Below are 21936 nucleotides of genomic sequence, written 5' to 3'. Positions count from 1 at the left end.
CACAGGGTATGAGCTGCCAGCCGGCGCACGGCTACCGGCCCGCCCTGCCCCGGCGAAGACTGAAATTCGTGGTCAAATCCCTGCTTTCGGCGCTCCCCGGCGTGCTCGTGTCCGCGGTCGCGCTGGGCGTCGCGCTGGCGGTGAACGCGGCGGTGCCCGCGGTCAGCGCGGCCGTGGTCGCGGTGGTCCTGGGCGCGGCCCTCGCCTCGTCCGGGGGCGCCGGGCGGCGGCTGCTGCCGGGGCTGCGGTTCGTGTCCAGGCCGGTGCTGCGGACGGCCGTGGTGCTGCTCGGGCTGCAGGTCTCGGTGCCGCAGCTTCTCGGGCTGGGCTGGCAGACGGTGCTGATCGTGGTGGTGGCCACCGGGGTGACGTTCGTCGTCACGCCGATGGCCGGGCGCAGGCTCGGCGTCGCGCCGGGCACCTCGCTGCTGGTGGCGACGGGGGTGTCCGTCTGCGGGGCCGCGGCGATCGCGGCCATGCACGACAGCGCGGGCACCGAGGACGACGAGGCGGGCGCGGCCCTGGCGGTGGTGGTGCTGTACGGCACGGGTGCCCTGGTCGCGCTCCCCTTCGCCGCCTCCTGGCTCGGCCTCTCCCCTGTCCAGCTCGCCGTCTGGACTGGGGCGTCGGTGCACGAGGTGGCCCAGGTCGCCGCGATCGGCGCCGCCACCGGGGTCCTGACGACCGCCGTGACGGTCAAACTCGGCCGGGTCCTCCTCCTGGCCCCGCTGATCGCCGTCGCCGCGCACACCCACCGTCCTGCGCCCTCCGACGACGACGCCGGTGCCGTGCTCGTACGGGGGACGGCTGCGCGGGGCCGCGAGCTCGAGACGCCCGCCCCGCACGGGCACCCAGCGCCCCGACCGGCGGCCACCGAGCCGGGCGCGGGCAGACGGGGCGCGGGCGGGCAAGGCACGGGCGGGCAGAGCGCGGGCGGGCGGCGGAACGGGGGCGGGCGGCCGGCGGCGGTGCCGTGGTTCGTGGCCGGGTTCGTCGCCATGGCCGGTCTGCGCGCCACCGGGCTGGTGCCCGACGGGGTGACCGCGGGGGCGGGTCAGGCGGCGCATATCCTGTTGGCGGCCGCGATGTTCGGCCTCGGCACGGGCATCGACGTGCGGCGGCTGCTGCGCGGCGGGCGGGCGATGCTGCTCGGCGGAGTCGCCACGGGCCTGGTCGCGGGCGTGTCGCTGGTGGGTGTGCTGCTGCTCCTGTGAGCCCGGGTGGACGCGGAGGCGGTCCCCCCGTACTCTGCTCGGTTCGGAACAAATTTCGCGATCGACCCCGTTGCGCCTATGCGCCACAGACCGTTCAAGCCATTCGAGGAGCACGAAACCCCTATGCGCCGCACCGCCGACACCCCGCTCCAGCCGTCCGACGAGGTCGCCGAGGCTCTCGCCTCGGGGGCGCCGGTGGTCGCGCTGGAGTCCACGATCATCTCGCACGGCCTGCCCCAGCCCCGCAACCTCCAGGTCGCGCGTGAGCTGGAGGGGATCGTACGGAGTGAGGGAGCGGTGCCCGCCACGATCGCGGTCCTCGACGGCGTGGCCAGGGTCGGCCTGAACGAGCTGGAGCTGGAGCGCATCGCGACCGAGCCGGGGCTGCGCAAGCTGAGCCAGCGCGACCTGCCGCCGGCGGCGGCGCTGAAGGCGAGCGGCGCGACGACCGTGGCGGCGACGTCGTTCCTGGCGGCCCGCGCGGGCGTCCGGGTGTTCGCGACCGGCGGCCTGGGCGGTGTGCACCGCGGCTGGACGGACGACCAGGACGAGTCCGCCGACCTCGACACGCTGGCCAGGACCCGCATCACCGTGGTGTGCGCGGGCGTCAAGTCGATCCTGGACGTGCCCGCCACGCTGCAGCGCCTGGAGACCCGGGGCATCACCGTGGCCGGATACCGGACCGACGAGTTCCCCGGCTTCTACCTGCACTCCTCCGGCCGCCCCGTGGAGTGGCGGATCGAGTCGCCCGAGGAGGCGGCCGCCGTCATGCGCGGCCAGGACGCGTTCGGCGGCCCGGAGACGGCCCTGATCGTCGCCAACCCGGTCCCCGAGGACCTGCAGCTCGACCCGGAGCTGCACGACCGCGTGCTCGCCGAGGCGCTGGCCGACGCCAAGCGCGACGGCGTCTCCGGGCAGGCGATCACCCCGTACCTGCTGGACTACCTGGTGCGCGGCACCGGCAGCGCCTCCCTGGAGGCCAACCTGGCCGCGGTCCGCGGCAACACGGCGCTCGCCGCCCGCATCGCCGTGGCCTGGTCACGATCGTGAGCCGGAAGGGCCTGCTGGTCATCGGCGACGTGGTCACCGACGTGGTGGCCATGCACGGCGCATCGGTCATGTCGGGCCCTGACGTCCCCTCCGACATCTCCGCCGAGATCGTGCTGCGCCCCGGCGGCTCGGGCGCGAACACCGCGGCGTGGGCCGCCCATCTCGGCGCCCGGTCGAGCCTGCTGGCCCGCTGCGGGTACGACAGCAGCGAGTGGCACATCGGCGAGCTGACCAAGACCGGGGTGCGCCCGCACATCAGGATCGACGCCGACAACCCGACGGCCGTGGTCATCTCGATGGTCGACAGCACCGGCGAGCGCTCCATGCTGACGAACCGGGGCGCGGGCGAGCTGATCTCCCCGCTCGACTGGGACGACGCGCTCCTCGACGGGGTGGCGCACCTGCACGTGTCCGGCTACACGTTGTTCACCGAGCCTGGGCTGGCCCTGGCCAGGCTGGCCATGACCAAGGCGACCGGCGCGGGGCTCTCGATCAGCGTCGACCCCGCGTCGACGGGCCCGCTCACCGAGTTCGGCGTGACGCGGTTCCTCGGCGAGACGGCGCTCGCCGGATTGATCTTCCCCAACCGTGACGAAGCTCTCCTTCTGAGCGGCGCCGCCCTTCCCGAGCGGGCCGCTGAGATTCTCAGCGAGCGGTACGGGACAGCGGTCGTGAAGTTGGGGTCCCAGGGCGGTCTCGTGGCGGTGCGCGGGGAGGTCGTCGCGAAGGCCGGGGCGGTGCCCGCGGAGGCCGTGGACTCGACGGGAGCGGGCGACGCGTTCGCCGCGGGTTACCTGGCGGCCTTCCTGTCGGGAGCCGGTGAGAGGGAGGCTTTGGAGTCAGGTTGCCGTGCGGGTGGCGAGTGTGTGGCCCTGGTAGGGGGTCGTCCACGGTACGGTTTGGACATGAAGCGTCTTTACCCTATTCACACCGATTGATAGCTTGCCGCGTAGGCTGCACCATCAGTCACATGCGTAACGCGGCTCACTGGGGAGGATAAGGTCCGCCGATGGACGTCGAGTCATCGATCTGCCTGAGCGACCTGGTCCCTGCCCTGCGCTGGAGCCGGCCGCAGCAGGTCGCGGAAGCGCTGTCCGACCCGCGGCTGCCGTCCGCGTGGTGGTCGTCGATGGCGCTGCCGCGAGCCCTCTCCGCGACCGGGCTCGACTGGATGTGCGAGCGGCTCGCGCTGCTCGCCTCCTCGCGCTGGGACCATCTGCCGCTGGGCGACGTGCTCCCCGCGCTGGCGGTGCACCCGATGGACGTGACGTTGCCCGGCTGCCCCGAGCCCGCCAGGACGGCGATCATCGGCCTGGGCGGCTGGCACCGGCTGCGCCGCCTGTCGCCGGCCGACCTGAAGACGCCGGGGTCCTCCCCCGAGACGGTGATGGGGTCGGTGTTCCACCTGGTGCTCGGCCGCCTGGTGTCCGCCCGGCCGGACACGGCCCCCGGGCATCCCGAGGTCACCCGGCCGGTGCAGCGCGGCGTCCCGGGCACCGGATCCTTCCCCGAGCGCGGGGCGGCCGGGACCGGGTCCTTCCCCGCTGTCGCCGAGAGCGGCAACGGCTCGTTCACGCCGCCCGCCCGTCCCGGCACCGGGTCCTTCCCCGCCGTGGGCGGACGACCGGCCGCCGCGTCCGAGGGGGCCAGGCCCGTCGCGGGCCAGAACGGCGCCGGCCCCGCGAAGAACGAACCGCTGCCCCAGCGGCGCGACACCGGCACCTTCCCCAGAGTGGGCGACGGCCCGCGCCCGGGCGGCGACACCCGGCGTCCGGCGGCCTCCTTTCCACCCGAGAACGGGCGATCCACGGGCTCCTTCCCCGCCGTGGGCGAGGGCGGCCGGTCCACCGGCTCCTTCCCCGCCGTCGGCGAGGGCGGCCGGTCGACCGGCGCCTTCCCGGCCGTGGGCGGCTCGAACCCGCTGCCGCAGCGGCCCGCCGCCGCGGCGGACTCCCCCGGCCCGCACACCGGCTCGCTGCCCGCCTATCCCGGCGGGCCCGCCCAGCGCACCCCCGCGCCGTCCGACACCGACCACGCGATGGTCCGGGTGGTCGACAGCCTGTTCCGCGGCCTGAACAAGCTGGAGCTGGCCGTGGCCGAGCACCGCCTGTTCGCCGAGGACCCGATCAGCCTGCGCACGCTCGCGCACAAGATGCTCGTCGAGCGCGAGATCCTCTCCCACGCGCAGCGCACCGCCGAGGAGCGGGTGCTCACCTGGCTGCGCTCGTCGGAGTCGGCCCCGATCACCGGGCACATGTTCCGGCTCACCGAGTGGCTGGGCGCCGCCGCGACCGAGGAGCAGCTGATCGGCGCCGACCCGGCCCACCCGGCGATCGTCCCGTCGCTGCGCACCCCGCTGTGGCGGGTGCTGGTCACGCTGATGCCGGACCGCCGCCTGCAGGACGGCTGGCTGGTCGTCGGCGACCTGCACGGCCTGCAGTCCCGTACCCGCCGGTTGCTGGCCTCGGCGCAGCCTGACGCGGACCTGGTGGAACTGATGGCGGAGCTGGGCATCCGCGCCCACTCGGCCAAGGCGTGGCTGGAGGCGCTGCCGCCCGAGCGGGCCCACGACCCGGTGGCCGCCGCGTCCGACGCCCCGCCGCAGCCGCTCCCGCGCCGCACTCCCGGCGCCAACGGCCACCATCACCGGGGCGGCCAGCCGATCCCGGCCGCCCAGGCGGGCTCGATCGACCCGTCGGCGGCGCTCGCCACGCTGTCGGCCCTGTCGAACGGCCGCTCGCCGATGCTCCAGGGCCACCTGGCCGGCACTCCGGCCACTCCCCCGCCGCCGCCTCCGAGCCCGTCGTCGGACCCGCGCCGCTGGCAGCGCATCGAGGTCAAGCCCGAGCACCTGCGCGGCGGCCCGGTGCCGGTGCCGCAGAACTACGCGGCCCAGCTCGGCATGCGCCCCGGCACGCTGCTGTCGGTGACCGGGCCGGGCGACAACGCGATCGTGCTGGTGTGGCAGGGGCAGCAGCCGGTGTTCGACTCTCTCCAGCCGGTGCTGATGCGGCTCAACGCCCGCCCCGGCGACCAGGTGTACGTGACGGTCGACGGCTACCGCCTGGAGGCCCAGCTCACGGGCTGAGCCGGCGGGCGTCCCCCCCTCACGCGTCGAACAGGCGCAGCGCGTGCGCCTTGGCCGCGGCCTCGCCCCGGGAGGCGACGCCGAGCTTGGCCAGGATGTTGGACACGTGCACGCTGACCGTCTTGACCGCGATGAACAGCTCGGCGGCGATCTCCCGGTTGCTCAGCCCGCGCGTGACATGGCGCAGCACCTCCAGCTCGCGGGCGGTCAGGCCGGACGGCGCGCCGCCGCGCGCGGGCTCCTCGCCGACGGCGACCCCCGCCCGCCGGGCCAGCGCGTCCAGCCGGTCCAGCAGCGGCCGCGCCTCCAGCCCCCGCGCCAGCTCGGTCGCCGTCGCCAGCCGCTCCGCCGCGTGCTCGCGGTCGCCGCACGCCAGCGCGGCGTGCGCGGCCCCCTCGCAGACCCTGGCTCGCGCGTACGGGTTGCGCAGCGCGGTCCAGGCGGCCACGGCCGCGTCCCAGTCCTTGAGCCGCGCCGCCGGGTCGTCCTCCGGCCGGGTCAGCGCGGTGACGGTGAGCCGCTGGGCCTGCTGCAGGGCGCCGTACGCGGGCAGCCGTTCGGCCAGCGCGCGGACCTCGGCCACCGCCGGCCCGCCCAGCTCGGCCACGGACGTCAGCAGCGCCCACGAGTAGCGCGGATCCACCGTCAGGTCGTGCGAGTCCAGCAGGCGCAGCCCGGCCGCGCGGGCCTCGTCGACCCGGCCGCGGGCCATCAGGAGCTCCGCCTCGCGGCGGCCGAGGGGCAGCACGGTCTGCTCGCGGAACGTCCCGCGCGCCACGATGCGCCGGATGGACTCGAGCAGTTCCTCGGCCCGGTCCAGGCGGCCACGGGCGAGCGCGATGTCGACGGCGAAGCCGAGCAGGCCGGTCTGGTGGGGCGGGGGCGGCACCAGTTCCACCGCGTGCTCGATCACCTCCAGCGCCTCGTCCCAGCGGCCCAGCGACACCAGCGGCTCGGCCAGGTTGATCGAGACGAAGGTGCCGGACGTGCGGGCCAGGCCGTAGCGCTCGGCCAGCGCGATGCCGTCACGGGCGACCTGGGCCGCCTCCTCGTGGCGACCGGCGCCTTCGAGGCTGTCGGACTCGGAGATGGCGGCCCCCATCAGCGCGGTGTAGGCGTCGGCGCGGGTCGCCAGCCGCCGCGCCTCCGCGTAGCCGCCGCGGTGCTCGTCGATCTCGTCGAAGCGCAGGCAGCGCGTCCAGGTGAGAGTGACCAGGGCCCGCGCCTGGACGTGCTCGTCGCCGACCAGGCGACCGACCTCGATGGCCTGCTCGGCGGCGGCGATCCGCTCGGCGTACGAGTGGCCCGGCTGGTGGAGCACCCGCGCCAGCGACTCCAGCACCTGGCCGCGCAGCCTGGTGGGCGGCTCGGCGGGCACCAGGGCGGCCGCCTCGCGCAGGTCGTCGACGTGGCCGGGCCGGCTCAGGTCGTACCGGATCAGGCCGCGCAGCCGCAGCAGGCGGCCGGCCGCCACCGGGTCGGCGACGCGGTCGGTCTCCTCCAGCGCGGCCGAGGCGAGCGCGGCGGCGCGGTCGTACTCGCCGGCCAGGTGGGCGACGACGGCCGTCTGGCGCAGCAGGTCGGTGTGGCCGTGCCCGACGCGCTCCGCCGCGTCGGGCACGTGGTCCCACAGCTCCAGCACCCGCAGCAGCATGCGCAGCTGGCTGTCGTGGGCGGCGGAGCGGCGGGCCGCGGCCGCGGCGTGCCAGGCGCTGGTCAGCGCCCAGGTGGTGTCGCGGGCGGCGTGCCAGTGGTGGGCCAGTTCGATCGCGCCGCGCGGCGCGGGCAGGACCGACAGGTCGCGCTCCAGCGCCTGGGCGAAGCGGGTGTGGAGCCGGGTGTGCTCGCCGGGCAGCAGGTCGTCGTGGAGCGCCTCGCGGATCAGCGCGTGGCGGAAGGCGTAGCCCTCGCCGTCGACGGCGAGCACGTTGCCGGCCACGGCGGGCCGGAGCGTGGCGGCCAGCGTCTGCTCGTCGAACCCGGTCACGGCGGCCAGCAGGGCGTGCTCGATGCGCTGGCCGCCCGCGCTGGCCACCCGGAGCAGCTCCTGCGTCTCGTCGGGCAGCCGCTCCACGCTCGCCAGCAGCAGGTCGCGCAGCGACTCCGGGAGCATGCCGCCGGACCCGCCCTCGCTCAGCAGCGCCTCCACGAACAGCGGGTTGCCTTCGCTGCGGGAGTAGACCAGCTCGACGTCGGTCGGCGACGGCTCGCGGGAGAGGATGCCCGCCGCCTGGGCAGCGACCTCGCGCCGGCTGAGGCGGCCCAGCTCCACCCGGGTCACCCAGGGCACCCTGGCCAGCTCGGCGAGGAGCGGGCGGAGCGGATGGGCGCGGTGGAGCTCGTCGGTACGGTACGTGACGACGATCATCAGGCGGCCGGTGCCGCGCTGGTAACGCACCAGGAAGGAGAGCAGGTCGCGGGTGGAGCGGTCGGCCCAGTGCGCGTCCTCCACCACGAGGATGACGGTCCGTTCCTCGGCCAGCCGCTCCAGCAGGCCGAGCAGCTGCTCGAACAGCCGCGCCCTGGCCTCGGCGCCGTCGTGGTCGGGCTCGCCGAACTCGGGCAGCAGCCGGGCCAGCCCCCTGGTGCCGCCGGGCACCAGCTCCGCCACGCGGTCGCGGCCGATCTCGCGGACCAGGCCGCGCAGCACGGCGGTGAAGGGCGCGAACGGCAGACCCTCGGTGCCGAGCTCCAGGCAGCCGCCGATCAGCACCAGCGCCTCGCCGGCCCGGTCGGCGAACTCCCCCATGAGGCGGGTCTTGCCCACCCCGGCCTCGCCGCCGACGAGAACGGCGGCGGCCGTCCCGCCGCGCGCCTCGGCCAGCGCTCCCTCGAGCATGGCGAGTTCGCCGGCACGGCCGACGAACAGGGGGCTCACCTGGTGGATGGTCACGGGACTAAGGATGCCATCCTGCGCAACAGGGTTAGCGCAGGACCTTTCGGTAGAAAGTGGCGGAGGCTTCGTAACCGAGCGCGTGGTAGAACTCCGGCGCGCGCCGGGTGGCCATCGCCACGTAGCGAGCGCCGCGACCGCGTGCCCACTTCTCGAACTCCACCAGCAGGCCGCGGCCGATGCCCTGCCGGCGCGACCCGGTCTGCACCATCGCCTCCTCCACCCAGGCGACGGGCCCGTTGGCGAAGAGCGTCAGGTGGACGTATCCGAGCAGGTAGCCGTGCACCCGCCCGTCGACGACGGCGGCGAGCAGCAAGGTGTCATCGTCCTGCAGCAGGCGCGGCAGCGCGGTGTCGAACGCCTCGCGCTCGGGCCGGAAGGTGAGCCCGAACTCACGCGCCAGCGCGAACACCTCGTCCGCGTCGGACTTCTCCACCCTTCTGATGAGAAGATCGTCAACCGTCATGACGTCTGACACTAGATCGTGCCTCGTTCCCGAGTCCAATCACTCATGAGTCGTGGATCGCCCAGGCCCGGCCGGCCACGGGGGCGACGGGGGCATGCGGCACAAAAAACGACATTCATACCATACACGAGGGGCCCTCCGCGATCAGTTCGGTGAGGCCGCACCGGGCGGCCAGGATCACAGATCCCCGAGTCCGAGCTGGCGGGCGATGAGCATGCGCTGCACCTCGGACGTGCCCTCACCGATTTCCAGGATCTTCGCGTCGCGGTAGAAACGACCCACCGGGAACTCGTTCATGAATCCGTACCCGCCGAAGATCTGCGTCGCGTCGCGCGCGTTGTCCATGGCCGCGTTGGACGAGACGAGCTTGGCGATCGCCGCCTCCTTCTTGAACGGGACGCCCGCCTGCATCTTCTCGGCCGCGTGGTAGTAGGCCAGGCGCGCGGTGTGGACGCGGGCCTCCATGTCGGCGATCTTGAACTGGATGGCCTGGTAGTGGCCGATCGGGTGACCGAAGGCGCGGCGCTCGCGCACGTACTTCAGGCACTCGTCCACGCAGCCCTGCGCCAGGCCGACGCTGACGGCGGCGATCGCGATCCGGCCCTCGTCGAGGGTCTGCAGGAACTGGGCGTAGCCGCGGCCGCGCTCGCCGATCAGGTTGGCGGCGGGCACCCGGCAGTCGGAGAACGACAGCTCACGGGTGTCGGAGGCGTTCCAGCCGACCTTGGAGTACTTCTTGGACACGGTGAACCCGGGGGTGCCGGACGGGACCAGGATGGTGGAGATCTCCCGTTCGCCGGTCAGCGCGGCCACGCCGACGAACCCGGTGATGTCGGTGCCGGAGTTCGTGATGAACGCCTTCGTCCCGTTGATCACCCATTCCGCGCCGTCGAGCACGGCGGTGGTCCGCATGCCGCCGGGCACGTCCGAGCCGCCGCCCGGCTCGGTGAGGCCGAAGGCGCCCAGCATCTCGCCCGCGGCCAGCTTGGGCAGCCAGCGCTCGCGCTGCTCGTCGGTGCCGAAGCGGAGGATGGGCATCGCGCCGAGCGACACCGCCGCCTCCAGGGTGATCGACACGCTGGAGTCGGCCCTGGCCAGCTCCTCCAGCGCCAGGCAGAGGGCGAAGTAGTCGCCGCCCATGCCGCCGTACTGCTCCGGGATGGGCAGGCCGAACAGTCCCATCGCGCCCATCTGGCGGACGATGTCGTACGGGAACTCCTCGCGCTCGTAGTAGTCGCCGATGACGGGGGCGACCACGTCGCGGGCGAACGCCTCGACGGTCTTGCGCAGCTCTTCGTGTTCGGGTGTCAGCATGGGTCAGCCTTTCGCGAGGGCCTGGACGACGCGGGAGGGGCTGGGCCGGCCCAGCAGGTCGGCCAGCCAGGTGCTGGTGGCCACGAGCTTGTCCAGATCGAGGCCGGTCTCGATGCCGAGCCCGCGCAGCATCCAGACGAGGTCTTCGGTGGCCAGGTTTCCGGTGGCGGACTCGGCGTACGGGCAGCCGCCGATCCCGCCGGTGGAGGCGTCCACGGTGGTGACGCCCGCCTTGAGCGCGGCCAGGGTGTTGCCGAGCGCCTGGCCGTAGGTGTCGTGGAAGTGGACGGCGAGCTTGTCTGGCGAGGCGAACGCCTCGATGAGCGCGGTGACGTGGCCGGGCGTGCCGACGCCGATGGTGTCGCCCAGCGACAGTTCGTAACAGCCGAGCCCGAGCAGCCGCTCGCCGACCGCGACCACCTGGCGGACGGGCGTGGCGCCCTCCCACGGGTCGCCGAAGCACATCGACACGTAGGCGCGCACCCGGACGCCGTGCTCGCGGGCCCGGGCGATGACCGGCTCGAACATGTCGAACTGGCTCTCCAGGCTCCGGTTGAGGTTCTTGGCGGCGAACGTCTCGGTGGCGCTGGCGAAGACGGCGATCTCCTCGACGCCCCGTTCCAGCGCCCGGTCCAGGCCGCGCTCGTTCGGCACCAGCACCGGATAGCGGACGCCCGGCCTGCGCTGCAGGCGGTCCAGGAGCTGCTCGGCGTCCGCGAGCTGGGGCACCCACTTGGGGTGCACGAAGCTGGTCGCCTCGATCACGGTGTGCCCGGCGTCGGCGAGCCGGTCGATGAACTCGGCCTTGGCCTCGACGGGCACGATCGCCGCCTCGTTCTGCAGGCCGTCGCGGGGGCCGACCTCGTGGACGGTTACCCGCTTCGGCAGGCCGTCCATCGGGTACGTCCTGCTCATCACTCCTCCTCCACCACGGCCAGCACGGCGTCCATGTCGACGGACCGGCCGGCCTGCGCGGGCAGTTCGGTGACGCGCCCGTCGCGGGGCGCGGTGACGGTGTGCTCCATCTTCATCGCCTCCACGATCACCAGCGGCTGGCCCTCCTTGACCAGCTCGCCGACCTGGGCCTTGACCACCAGGACGGTGCCGGGCATCGGGCTCCTGACCACGCCGTCACCGCTGCCCGCGGCGCCGGGACGGTCGCCGGGGTCGCCGATGAGATGGCGGGTGACGGGCCAGGCGTGCCCGTCGCGGCCGAGCCAGAGCGTCTCGCCGTCGGCCGCGCGGGCGAAGTGCGTGGTGCGGCCGTCCAGGGTGACGGCGAGCCCCTCGCCGTGCGCGGCGTTCCGGTACGGGCGCAGCACGGCGGCGGCGGCCGGCCCGTCCTCCACCCGGACCTCGGCGCCCTCCTGCGGCAGGCCGCGCACGTGGACGGCGTGCACGCCGTCGCGCGTCTCCAGCCGCCACGTGGTCCAGGCCCGTTCCCCGACCCGCCAGCCGTCCATGACCTCCCACGGGTCGTCCCCCGCAGGCCGGTCGTGGAAGACCAGCGCGGCGGCGGCCAGAGCCTCCGGCGGGACTCCGGTGCGAGCCGGCTCCGCGTCGGGCACGAGGTCCGGCAGGACACGCTCGACCAGCCCCGTGTCGAGCTCACCGGCGCGTACCGCCTCGTGGCCGAGCAGCGCGCGCAGGAACGGCACGTTGGTGGTGACGCCGAGCACGACCGTGCCGCCCAGCGCGCGGTCGAGCGCCCGCAGCGCCCCCGCCCGGTCCGGCGCCCAGGCCACGACCTTGGACAGCATCGGGTCGTACTCACTGCCGACCACGGCGCCGGCCAGCAGCCCGGAGTCCACCCGCACGCCGGGGCCCTCCGGCTCGCGCAGGGCGAGGACCCGGCCGCCGGTGGGCAGGAAGCCGCGCGCCGGGTCCTCGGCGTAGACCCGGGCCTCGACCGCGTGGCCGTCGAGGCGGACGTCGTCCTGGGCGAACGGGAGCGGCTCGCCGGCCGCCACCCGGAGCTGCAGCTCGACCAGGTCCAGGCCGGTGACCAGCTCGGTGACGGGGTGCTCCACCTGGAGACGGGTGTTCATCTCCATGAAGTGGTGGTCGCCGGTGGTGCCGTCGACGATGAACTCGACGGTGCCCGCGCCGACGTAGCCGACCGCGCGGGCGGCCTCCACGGCGGCGGCGCCCATCCGGGCCCGGGTCGCGGCGTCGACGAAGGGCGACGGGGCCTCCTCGACGATCTTCTGGTGCCTGCGCTGCAGGCTGCACTCGCGCTCGCCCAGGTGGACGACGTTGCCGTGGCCGTCGGCGAGGATCTGGATCTCGATGTGGCGCGGCCGTTCCACGTAGCGCTCGATCAGCAGGGTGCCGTCGCCGAAGGCGGCCGTGGCCGTGCGCCTGGCCGACTCCAGGGCGTCCGGCAGCTCGGCCGCCGACCGGACCAGCACCATGCCCTTGCCGCCGCCGCCCGCCGACGGCTTGATCAGGGCGGGGAAGCCGGTCCAGGTCGCCAGCACGTCACCGGGCTCGGCCGCGCCGGGCACCACCGGCACCCCGGCCACCGACACGGTGTGCTTGGCGCGGATCTTGTCGCCCATCGCCTCGATGGCCTCCGGCGGCGGGCCGACGAACACCAGCCCGGCCTCGGCGCAGCGGCGGGCGAAGCCGGCGTTCTCGGCCAGGAAGCCGTACCCCGGGTGGACGGCCGACGCACCGGAGAGCCGCGCCACCTCCACAATCGCCTCAATATCCAGATATTTCGGGATCTGGTGGGCCTCGTCGGCTTCGATCACGTGGCGGGCGCCCGCGTCGGCGGCCGTGTGCACGGCGACCGCGCCGATGCCGAGCGCGCGCAGGGTGCGGATGACCCGGACGGCGATCTCGCCCCGGTTGGCGACCAGCACCCGGCCGAACAGGGAAGCAGTCATGATCACATCCGGAAGACGCCGTAGCCGACGGGTTCGAGCGGGGCGTTGGCCGCCGCGGAGAGGGCCAGGCCGAGGACCGTGCGGGTGTCGACCGGGTCGATCACGCCGTCGTCCCACAGCCTGGCGGTGGAGTAGTACGGGTTGCCCTGGTGCTCGTACTGGGCCCGGATGGCGTCCGGGTCGGCGTTGCCCACCGTGGTGAGCACGTTCGCCGCCTGCTCGCCGCCCATGACCGAGATGCGGGCGTTCGGCCACATCCACAGGAAGCGCGGCGCGTACGCCCGCCCGGCCATCGCGTAGTTGCCCGCCCCGAACGAGCCGCCGATGACCACCGTGAACTTGGGCACCCGGGCGCACGACACGGCCGTGACCATCTTGGCGCCGTGCTTGGCGATGCCGCCCGCCTCGTACGCCTTGCCGACCATGAACCCGCTGATGTTCTGCAGGAATACCAGCGGGATCTGGCGCTGGTCGCACAGCTCGATGAAGTGCGCGCCCTTGAGCGCGGACTCGGCGAACAGGATGCCGTTGTTGGCCAGGATGCCCACCGGGTGACCGTGGACGTGGGCGAAGCCGGTGACCAGCGTGTGCCCGTACTCGGCCTTGAACTCCAGGAACCGCGAGCCGTCCACCAGCCGCGCGATCACCTCGCGCACCTCGTACGGCTGCCGCGTGTCGGCGGGGACGATGCCGTACAGGTCGCGCGGGTCGTGGGCGGGCGGCTCGGGGGCCGCCACCGGCCACGGGCGCGGGGCGCGCGGCGCGAGCGTGGAGACGATGTCGCGGACGATGGCGAGCGCGTGCGCGTCGTCCTCGGCCAGGTGGTCGGTGACGCCGCTGACGCGGGCGTGCAGGTCGCCGCCGCCCAGTTCCTCCGCCGTGACCTCCTCGCCGGTGGCCGCCTTCACCAGCGGCGGGCCGCCGAGGAAGATCGTGCCCTGGTTCCGTACGATGACGGCCTCGTCGCTCATGGCCGGCACGTACGCGCCGCCTGCGGTGCAGGAGCCGAGCACGGCGGCGATCTGCGGGATGCCGCGGGCGGACATCGTGGCCTGGTTGTAGAAGATGCGGCCGAAGTGCTCGCGGTCCGGGAACACCTCGTCCTGCCGGGGCAGGAACGCGCCGCCGGAGTCGACGAGGTAGACGCACGGCAGGTGGTTGTGCAGCGCCACCTCCTGCGCGCGCAGGTGCTTCTTGACGGTCATCGGGTAGTAGGTGCCGCCCTTGACGGTGGCGTCGTTGGCCACGACCACGCACTCGCGGCCGGAGATCCGGCCGACGCCGGTGATGATGCCGGCGGCGGGCGCCTGGTCGTCGTAGAGCCCGTTCGCGGCCAGCGGCGACAGCTCCAGGAAGCGCGAGCCCGGGTCGAGCAGGCCGTCGACGCGGTCGCGGGGCAGCAGCTTGCCGCGCTCGACGTGGCGGTCGCGCGCCCGTCGCGGCCCGCCGAGCGCGGCGGTGGCCAAGCGGTCACGGAGCTCCGCGGCGAGCCGTTCGTTGACCTCGGCGTTGTTCTTGTACGCCTCGCTCCCGGGATGGGCGGCCGAGGTGAGTACCGGCCAGTCGCTCATGTCTCCCCTCTCGTCATGGCCGAGATGTTAGTCATCATTAACGTCAGCGTCTAGCATGATGTGACTGTGACGACTGCTCCGACATCTACCCGCAACAGCGGCAACAGGCGTGCGGCCATCCTGGAGGCGGCCGCGCGGCTGTTCGCGGCGCGCGGATTCCACGGCGTCCCGATCGAGGACATCGGCGGCGCCGTGGGCGTCTCGGGGCCGGCGCTCTACCGCCATTTCAGCGGCAAGGAGGCGCTGCTGTCGGAGCTGCTGCTCGACATCAGCTCGCGGCTGCGCGAGTCGGCGGTCGCGGTGGTCACGGCCTACGCCGATCCGGCCGAGATCCTGGACGCGCTGCTCGACGCGCACATCACGTTCGCCCTGGAGCAGCCGGCGCTGATCACCGTGCACGACCGCGAGCTGGGCAACGTGCCGGAGCGCGAGCGGCGTCAGATCAGGCGGCTGCAGCGGCTGTACGTCGAGGAGTGGGTGACGGTGCTGGCCGAGCTCCACCCGTCGTGCCCGGCGGCCCGGCTGCGCGCCGCCACCCACGCGGTCTTCGGCCTGCTGAACTCGACCCCGCACAGCGCGGGCGAGCTCGTCCCCGGCTCGATGCGCCCCCTGCTGCACGCCATGGCGCGGGCCGCGCTCCAGGCCACTGTTAACGAGCACTAACACGTACGGGATGCAAAGAAAGGGCATTGCCGTCCCAACTATCTAGATATATCGTCAGAACATCTCGATAGTTGGGAGAGATAATGCGTGATCCCCATGGATGGCACGACTTCCCGCCGCCGGCGCCGCCGCGCCCGCTGATCCCGCCGCCGCTGCCGATGGCGCCCCCGCTGATCCCGCCGGCCGCCCCCGGCATGGAGATCCCGCCGCGGGTCCGGCGCGGCGACGTCCGGGCGGCGCTGCTCCTGCTGCTCGGCGAGGGGCCGAGGAACGGCTACCAGATGATCCAGGACATCGAGGCGCGCAGCCGCGGCGTGTGGCGGCCCAGCCCCGGCTCCGTCTACCCCGCGCTCCAGCAACTGGAGGACGAGGACCTCGTGACCGGCGACGACGGCGGCGGCAGCCGCACCTACCGCCTGACAGAAGCGGGCCGCGAGGAGGCCACGCGCCTCCAGGACGCCCCCACGCCGTGGGACGAGGTGGCCCGCACCGTGCCGGAGGACCGGCACGAGCTGCGCCTGCTGTGGGGGCAGCTCGGCGAGGCCTTTCTCCACCTGACCAGGACGGCCAACGACCAGCAGGTCGCCGAGGCCAAGAAACTGCTCAGGCGGACGCGCAAATCCGTGTTCCAGATCCTTGCGGAGGACTGAATGACCGAGGACGCGGCCGTCGTCGTACGGCAGCTGACCAAGACGTACGGGAAGGTCGAGGCCGTCAAGGGCATCGACTTCGAGGTGTCGCCCGGCGAGGTGTTCGGGTTCCTCGGCCCGAACGGCGCCGGCAAGACCACCACGATCAGCATGCTCTGCACGCTCGCGAACCCGACCGGCGGCACCGCGACCGTCGCCGGGCACGACGTGGTCAAGGAGCGCGACGAGGTGCGCAGGAACATCGGCCTGGTCTTCCAGGACCCCACCCTCGACGGCTACCTGACCGCCGAGCAGAACCTGCGCTTCCACGCCGAGCTGTACGGGGTGCACAAGAGCGTGGTGGGCGAGCGGATCAAGCGGGTCATGGAGATGGTCGCGCTCTGGGACCGCAAGGACGCCAAGGTGATGACGTTCTCCGGCGGCATGAAGCGGCGGCTGGAGATCGCCCGCGGGCTGCTCCACTCGCCGCGGGTGCTGTTCCTGGACGAGCCGACCGTCGGGCTCGACCCGCAGACCCGGTCGGCCATCTGGGGCTACATCAACGAGCTGCGGGTCACCGAGGACATCACGATCTTCATGACCACCCACTACATGGACGAGGCCGAGTACTGCGACCGGATCGCCATCATCGACCACGGCGAGATCGTGGTGATCGACTCTCCGGAGCGGCTCAAGGCCAGCGTCGGCAAGGACCGGGTGCAGATCCACACCCGCGACGACGCGGCCGCGATCAAGGCCCTGGACGAGCGGTTCGGGCTGGAGGCGGCGGTGCACGAGGGGGCGGTGACGTTCGCGGTGGCCTCGGGCGAGGAGTTCGTGCCGAGGCTGTTCGCCGAGCTCGGCATGCCGATCACGTCGGTGAGCGTGTCACGGCCGTCGCTCGACGACGTGTTCATGAACTACACCGGCTCCACGATCCGCGACGCCGAGTCCGGCGACGACCAGATGGCCTTCATGCGCGCGATGGCGAGGCGATGACCGATGACGACACAGGCGATCCGCGTACGGGTGCCGGCCCGCAGCACCGCGCACGACCTGCGGGCCATCAAGGTGGTCCTGCACCGTGAGATGCTGCGGTTCCTCAACGACCGCACCCGCATGCTGTCGATGCTGCTGCAGCCGGTGCTGTGGCTCTTCGTCATGGGCACCGGTCTGGGGTCGTTAGTCCAGGCGTCGATCCCCGGGGTCGACTTCCGCACCTTCATGTATCCCGGCATGATCTCCATGACGGTCATCATGACGGCCATGTTCTCGGCCGGGTCCATCGTGTGGGACCGCGAGTTCGGGTTCCTGCGCGAGATGCTGGTGGCGCCGGTGTCGCGCACGGCCATCGTCGTGGGCAAGTGTCTCGGCGGCGCGATCGTGGCCACCGGCCAGGGCATCATCATCCTGGCCATGGCGGGGCTGGTCGGCGTGCCGTACTCGCCCACGCTGATGCTCACGCTGCTGGCGGAGATGTTCCTGGCGGCCTTCACGATCACCGCCTTCGGGGTGATGCTGGCGGCGCGGATGAAGAACATGCAGTCCTTCTTCGGGCTGATGCAGATGGCGATCATGCCGATGATGTTCCTGTCGGGCGCCATGTTCCCGCTGGCCAACCTGCCGTCGTGGCTGCACGCCCTGACGGTGGTCAACCCGATGACGTACGCGGTCGACCCGATGCGCCAGGCCGTCTTCTCCCACCTGGCCGTGCCGCCGGAGGTGAACGCGACGCTGAACCCGGGGGTGCAGTGGTTCGGCTGGCAGGTGCCGGTGCCGGTGGAGCTGGGCATGGTGGCGGTGCTCGGGTTCGGACTGCTGGCGGTGGGCATCGCCCAGTTCAAGCGGGCCGACTAGCTGGGGTTCCAGCTTCAGTCTCATGTTCGAAGGCGAAGCCGTCTCACGGACGGTAACTTTCCAGATGCGATACACAACCCCCTGGAAAGGAACCACCAGTGTTCGGTGTTCGCGCACGACTGAGACAGCATGAGCGAAGGATCTCGGCTCTCGAGGTCCGCGTCATGGGCGGCGTGCCCGGCCTCGCGAAGCTCGACGAGCGCATCAACGGTCTGTCCCTGCAGGCACGCTGTTTCTCGAGCGAGACGCGCGACCGTTCCGCGACGATGGACAAGCGGCTCGACCTGATGGACGAGCGCCTCAGGCGCATGGACGACCGGCTGGACGATGTCGACGGGCGCCTCGACCGCGTGGACAAGAGGCTCAGCGGGCTCGATCAGCGCCTGGATGCGCGGTTCGGTGAGCTGCGGCACGACCTGGGCGACATCAAGGCGATGCTCGTCGGCCTGGGGGCCGTGGCTCCCGGGGATCGGGTCAACTGACGGCAGCGTGAGGCCCGGGACACCGCGGTGTCCCGGGCCTCAGTGGTGGTTAACGCCGCACGCGGACGTAGTCGGAGCGGCTGGTGTCGCCGTTCGTCTTGTCGTCGCCGGCGTAGACGAACCGCCAGTGACCGGAGGTCCAGGCGCGCGCCTTGGCGAACACCCGGCCGTCGTCGTCGGACGTGACGGACGTGACGAGCCTGTACTCGTCAGACCTCCTGGACTTGAAGTACAGGTCCACCTTGCCCTCGTACCCCTTCCAGGTCCCGTTGTCGTCGACCTGGAGCAGGCCCCAGAACTTCAGGTGCCGGCCGCGCTTGGCGGGCTCGGGGTAGGCGTTGAAGCCGATGACGCGGGTGTCGGCCTTGGTGACCGGCTGGTTGACCCGCACGAAGTCGGGGCCGCTGACCGAGGCCTTGTTCCGGCGGTCACCGTCGTAGACCGCGCGCCACCAGCCGCTCTGCTCGGCGGTGGCGGTGGCCCAGAAGCGACCGTGCCGGCTGGTCCGGTCGTCGGTGACGTCCTTCCACTCGCGCGAGGCGATCGCCCGGAACTGGATGGTCACGTTCTCGCCGCGCAGCCCGTGCCGGCCGTCGGCCACGAGGGTGCCCTTGAAGCGCAGCCTGTCGCCCTTGGTGACGGGCTCGGGGAAGGCCTCGAAGCCCACGATTTTGGTGTCGCGGTGCCGGGAGCGGACCCTGACGCCGTCGCTGTCGCTCACCGACGCCTTGGCCTCGGCGTTGGCGCCGAACTCGGCCCGCCACTCGCCGGTGCGCCACGGCCGCACGACCGCCGAGAACCAGCCGTTGCGGTTGGTCTTGGTCGTGGTGACCTTGCGGAAGTCGTCGGAGCCGCGGGAGCGGAAGGTGAGCGCGACTTCCTGGCCACCGTAGCCGTCGTCGCCGGCCCGGAGCTGGCCCGAGAGACGGACCCGGTCGCCCTTGCTGACCCGGTCGGGGTTGGCGTCGAAGCGCACGATCTTCGTTTCGAGCGCCTTCTTGACGTCGAACGTGCCCTTCACGGGCTCGCTGGTCTTGTCACCGTTGGTGGCGGTGGCGGTGTAATTCCACGTGCCCACCACGCCGACGGAGTGTTCGAGCTTGAAGGTGTTCCTGCCGACCCGCTTGGCCTCGATGATCGGCTGGGTGCTGACGCCCGGCGGGGTGAAGACCATGCTGGCCTTCTGGGCGTCCTTGGTGCTGATGGTGAAGGTCACTTTCGCGGTGCTGTCGAAGAGCACGACCGGGGACGCGGGGCTCATCGTCACCTTGGTGACGGCCGGCGCGGGAGGCGCCTGGACCTGCGCCGACGCGGGCGGCGTGAGGACCAGCGCACCGGCCCCCACCGCTAACGCGACGGCGATCGTACGGATGCGTTGTAACGACATTCGGGTTCCTTTCTGGATACCCAGGCAGTTTCAACGCGGCTGCGAGGGTGCCACGTCTCAATCCCAGTAGACGGGGCGGCGCATGACGAAGTTCACGTTTCTGACAAGCTGTTATATATCCATGTCAAAAGGACCGGTCCAACACATGTCGCCGCCGAGTGGCAGACGAGAGCACCGCTCAGCGGCAATAATCGCCATGTGGCGCGCGACACGGTTGAGACGCATTTCATCCAGGCACTGCAGACACTTCAGACGGGGCCCGGCAGGGATCCCGGCGGCCCGGTTCGGGAGGGCACCGCCCTCACCGGGGAGCGGTGCCGGACGCTCTACCTGCGCCAGCTCGACAGCCGGCTGCTCGACATCGCCGCCCGCTGGCTGCGCGAGCGCGACGAGGGCTTCTACACGATCGGCTCGGCCGGCCACGAGGGCAACGCGGCCGTGGCCGCCGTGCTGCGGCCCGACGACCCCGCGCTGCTCCACTACCGGTCCGGAGCGTTCTACCTCACCCGGTCCGAGCAGGCCGGGCGGCTGCCCGAGCAGGGCCTCAGAGACGTGCTCATGGGCCTGGCGGCGGCGGCCGACGAGCCGATCGCGGGCGGCCGGCACAAGGTCTTCGGCCATCCCGAGCTGGCCGTCATCCCGCAGACCTCGACGATCGCCAGCCACCTGCCGCGGGCGGTGGGGGTGGCGTTCGCCATCGAGCGGGCCCGGGCGCTGGGCGCCACCGGGCTGTGGCCGGACGACGCGATCGCGGTGTGCAGCTTCGGCGACGCCTCGGTCAACCACGCCACCGCGCTGTCGGGCTTCAACACCGCCTCCTACGCCACCTACCAGGGGCAGCGGGTGCCGATCCTGTTCGTGTGCGAGGACAACGGCATCGGCATCAGCGTCAGGACCCCGAAGGGCTGGGTGGAGGCGACGGCCCGGCGGCCCGGCATCGAGTACTTCCCGGCCGACGGCTGCGACCTGGCCGCGACGTACGACGCGGCGCTGCGCGCGGTGGAGCACGTGCGCACCCACCGCTCCCCCGCGTTCCTGCACCTGTCGACCGTGCGGCTGATGGGCCACGCCGGCTCCGACGTCGAGTCCGCGTACCGCACCCAGCGCGAGCTCCGCGCCGACCTGGCGCGCGACCCGCTGCTGGGCACCGCCCGGCTGCTCGTCGAGGCGGGCCTGGCCACGCCGGAGGACCTGCTCAGGCGGTACGAGCTCGCGCGCGAGCACGTGCTGCGGATCGCGCTGGAGACCACCCGGCTGCCCCGGCTCGAATCGGCGCGGCAGGTCATGGCGCCGATCGCGCCGCGTGACGCCGACCTGGTCGCCAAGATCAGCCCGGTGGCGGCGGAGGCCGCGGTGCGGGAGCGGACGTTCGCCGGCAACCTGCCGGAGTCGGAGAAGCCGCTGACGCTCTCACAGTCGATCAACCGTACGCTCGCCGACGCTCTGGCGGTCTACCCGGAGATGATGGTCTTCGGCGAGGACGTCGCCAAGAAGGGCGGCGTCTACGGCGTCACCCGCGGCCTGCAGAAGAGGTTCGGCCCCGCCCGGGTGTTCGACACCCATCTGGACGAGCAGGCGATCCTCGGGCTGGCCCTGGGCGCGGGGGTGTCCAAGCTGCTGCCGGTGCCGGAGATCCAGTATCTCGCCTACCTGCACAACGCGATCGACCAGATCAGGGGCGAGGCCGCCACGCTGTCGTTCTTCTCCCAGGGGGCCTACCCCAACCCGATGGTGGTGCGGATCGCGGGATACGCCTACCAGAAGGGGTTCGGCGGCCATTTCCACAACGACAACGCCATCGCCGCGCTGCGCGACATCCCGGGGCTGGTCATCGCCTCCCCGTCGCGGCCCGACGACGCCTCCGCCATGCTCCGCACGTGCCTGGCCGCCGCGCGCACGCAGGGGTCGGTCTGCGTGTTCCTGGAGCCGATCGCGCTCTACCACACCCGGGACCTGTTCGAGCAGGGCGACGGCGGCTGGCTGGCCCCGTACGCGCCGCCGTCGCGCTGGGCGGAGACGCACGTGCCGATCGGCGGGGCCCGTTCCTACGGCGACGGGCGCGACCTGACGATCGTGACGTTCGGCAACGGGGTGCGGATGAGCCTGCGGGCCGCGGTGCGGCTCACCCAGGAGGGCTACAGCTGCCGGGTGCTCGACCTGCGCTGGCTGGCGCCGCTGCCGGTGCACGACCTGCTGCGCGCGGCGGAGCTGACGGGCAAGGTGCTGATCGCGGACGAGACGCGCCACTCGGGCGGGGTGTCCGAGGGCGTCATGGCCGAGTTGCTGGACGCCGGCTTCCAGGGGCAGGTGGCCCGGGTGACCTCGGCCGACAGCTTCATCCCGCTGGGCGGCGCGGCCGACCACGTGCTGCTGTCGGAGGACGAGATCGAGCAGGCCGCGCGCAAGCTGCTCGCCTGAGGCGGCGCGGCTT

General features: G+C 72.7%; 17 protein-coding genes. 10 read left to right on the top strand and 7 right to left on the bottom strand.

The window, feature by feature from the left end:
• Positions 1-8: 8 nt before the first annotated feature.
• From ACGFI7_RS09215 to ACGFI7_RS09200, 4 genes are all read left to right on the top strand, one after another.
• Entirely contained in the window at positions 9-1214 is a 1206-nt protein-coding gene (locus ACGFI7_RS09215; protein ID WP_393401238.1) for a YeiH family protein, read from the top strand.
• Between the two features lie 123 nt (positions 1215-1337).
• Positions 1338-2264 (top strand): pseudouridine-5'-phosphate glycosidase, encoded by a 927-nt coding sequence (locus ACGFI7_RS09210; protein WP_393401236.1) that lies wholly within the window; start codon positions 1338-1340, stop codon positions 2262-2264.
• The gene (locus ACGFI7_RS09205; RefSeq protein WP_393401233.1) at positions 2261-3202 is read left to right on the top strand and encodes a carbohydrate kinase family protein; all 942 of its coding nucleotides are present in this window, start codon (positions 2261-2263) and stop codon (positions 3200-3202) included. The genes ACGFI7_RS09210 and ACGFI7_RS09205 overlap by 4 nt, the downstream gene beginning before the upstream one ends.
• A 71-nt stretch (positions 3203-3273) precedes the next feature.
• Complete coding sequence (locus ACGFI7_RS09200; RefSeq protein WP_393401230.1) at positions 3274-5352, top strand: hypothetical protein; 2079 nt, start codon at positions 3274-3276, stop codon at positions 5350-5352.
• Between the two features lie 19 nt (positions 5353-5371).
• Here ACGFI7_RS09200 and ACGFI7_RS09195 read toward each other — a convergent pair whose 3' ends face one another.
• From ACGFI7_RS09195 to ACGFI7_RS09170, 6 genes are all read right to left on the bottom strand, one after another.
• Complete coding sequence (locus ACGFI7_RS09195; protein ID WP_393401227.1) at positions 5372-8245, bottom strand: helix-turn-helix transcriptional regulator; 2874 nt, start codon at positions 8243-8245, stop codon at positions 5372-5374.
• Between the two features lie 31 nt (positions 8246-8276).
• On the bottom strand, positions 8277-8711 hold the full coding sequence (locus ACGFI7_RS09190) for a GNAT family N-acetyltransferase (RefSeq protein WP_393401224.1): 435 nt from the start codon (positions 8709-8711) through the stop codon (positions 8277-8279).
• Between the two features lie 177 nt (positions 8712-8888).
• The gene (locus ACGFI7_RS09185) at positions 8889-10025 is read right to left on the bottom strand and encodes an acyl-CoA dehydrogenase family protein (RefSeq protein ID WP_393401222.1); all 1137 of its coding nucleotides are present in this window, start codon (positions 10023-10025) and stop codon (positions 8889-8891) included.
• A gap of 3 nt (positions 10026-10028) precedes the next feature.
• Positions 10029-10940, bottom strand: coding sequence for a hydroxymethylglutaryl-CoA lyase (locus tag ACGFI7_RS09180; RefSeq protein WP_393401220.1), 912 nt, complete (start codon positions 10938-10940; stop codon positions 10029-10031).
• Positions 10940-12916, bottom strand: coding sequence for an acetyl/propionyl/methylcrotonyl-CoA carboxylase subunit alpha (locus ACGFI7_RS09175; protein WP_393401218.1), 1977 nt, complete (start codon positions 12914-12916; stop codon positions 10940-10942). The genes ACGFI7_RS09180 and ACGFI7_RS09175 overlap by 1 nt, the downstream gene beginning before the upstream one ends.
• 2 nt (positions 12917-12918) lie before the next feature.
• Entirely contained in the window at positions 12919-14487 is a 1569-nt protein-coding gene (locus tag ACGFI7_RS09170) for a carboxyl transferase domain-containing protein (RefSeq protein ID WP_393401216.1), read from the bottom strand.
• Positions 14488-14547: 60 nt separating this feature from the next.
• Between ACGFI7_RS09170 and ACGFI7_RS09165 the strand changes: the two genes are divergently transcribed.
• The 5 genes from ACGFI7_RS09165 to ACGFI7_RS09145 all read left to right on the top strand — a co-directional run bounded on the left by ACGFI7_RS09165 (position 14548) and on the right by ACGFI7_RS09145 (position 18118).
• Complete coding sequence (locus tag ACGFI7_RS09165; protein ID WP_393401214.1) at positions 14548-15150, top strand: TetR/AcrR family transcriptional regulator; 603 nt, start codon at positions 14548-14550, stop codon at positions 15148-15150.
• A gap of 83 nt (positions 15151-15233) precedes the next feature.
• Positions 15234-15800, top strand: coding sequence for a PadR family transcriptional regulator (locus ACGFI7_RS09160; protein WP_393401212.1), 567 nt, complete (start codon positions 15234-15236; stop codon positions 15798-15800).
• Positions 15801-16778, top strand: coding sequence for an ATP-binding cassette domain-containing protein (locus ACGFI7_RS09155; protein WP_393401210.1), 978 nt, complete (start codon positions 15801-15803; stop codon positions 16776-16778).
• 3 nt (positions 16779-16781) lie between these two features.
• Positions 16782-17636, top strand: a complete 855-nt coding sequence (locus ACGFI7_RS09150; protein ID WP_393401208.1) for an ABC transporter permease — start codon at positions 16782-16784, stop codon at positions 17634-17636.
• A 164-nt stretch (positions 17637-17800) separates the two neighbouring features.
• Positions 17801-18118, top strand: coding sequence for a hypothetical protein (locus ACGFI7_RS09145; RefSeq protein WP_393401205.1), 318 nt, complete (start codon positions 17801-17803; stop codon positions 18116-18118).
• 49 nt (positions 18119-18167) lie between these two features.
• On the opposite strand, the gene ACGFI7_RS09140 is transcribed toward ACGFI7_RS09145, so the two are convergent.
• On the bottom strand, positions 18168-19505 hold the full coding sequence (locus ACGFI7_RS09140; RefSeq protein WP_393401202.1) for a hypothetical protein: 1338 nt from the start codon (positions 19503-19505) through the stop codon (positions 18168-18170).
• Between the two features lie 198 nt (positions 19506-19703).
• Between ACGFI7_RS09140 and ACGFI7_RS09135 the strand changes: the two genes are divergently transcribed.
• The gene (locus tag ACGFI7_RS09135; RefSeq protein WP_393401200.1) at positions 19704-21923 is read left to right on the top strand and encodes a thiamine pyrophosphate-dependent enzyme; all 2220 of its coding nucleotides are present in this window, start codon (positions 19704-19706) and stop codon (positions 21921-21923) included.
• The last annotated feature ends 13 nt before the right edge of the window (positions 21924-21936 follow it).

It is taken from the genome of Nonomuraea sp. NPDC048826 (genome assembly GCF_043198225.1).
GTDB lineage: Bacteria > Actinomycetota > Actinomycetes > Streptosporangiales > Streptosporangiaceae > Nonomuraea.
Note: the sequence above shows the minus strand (reverse complement) of the source record. Positions and strands in the feature narration are given on the sequence as shown.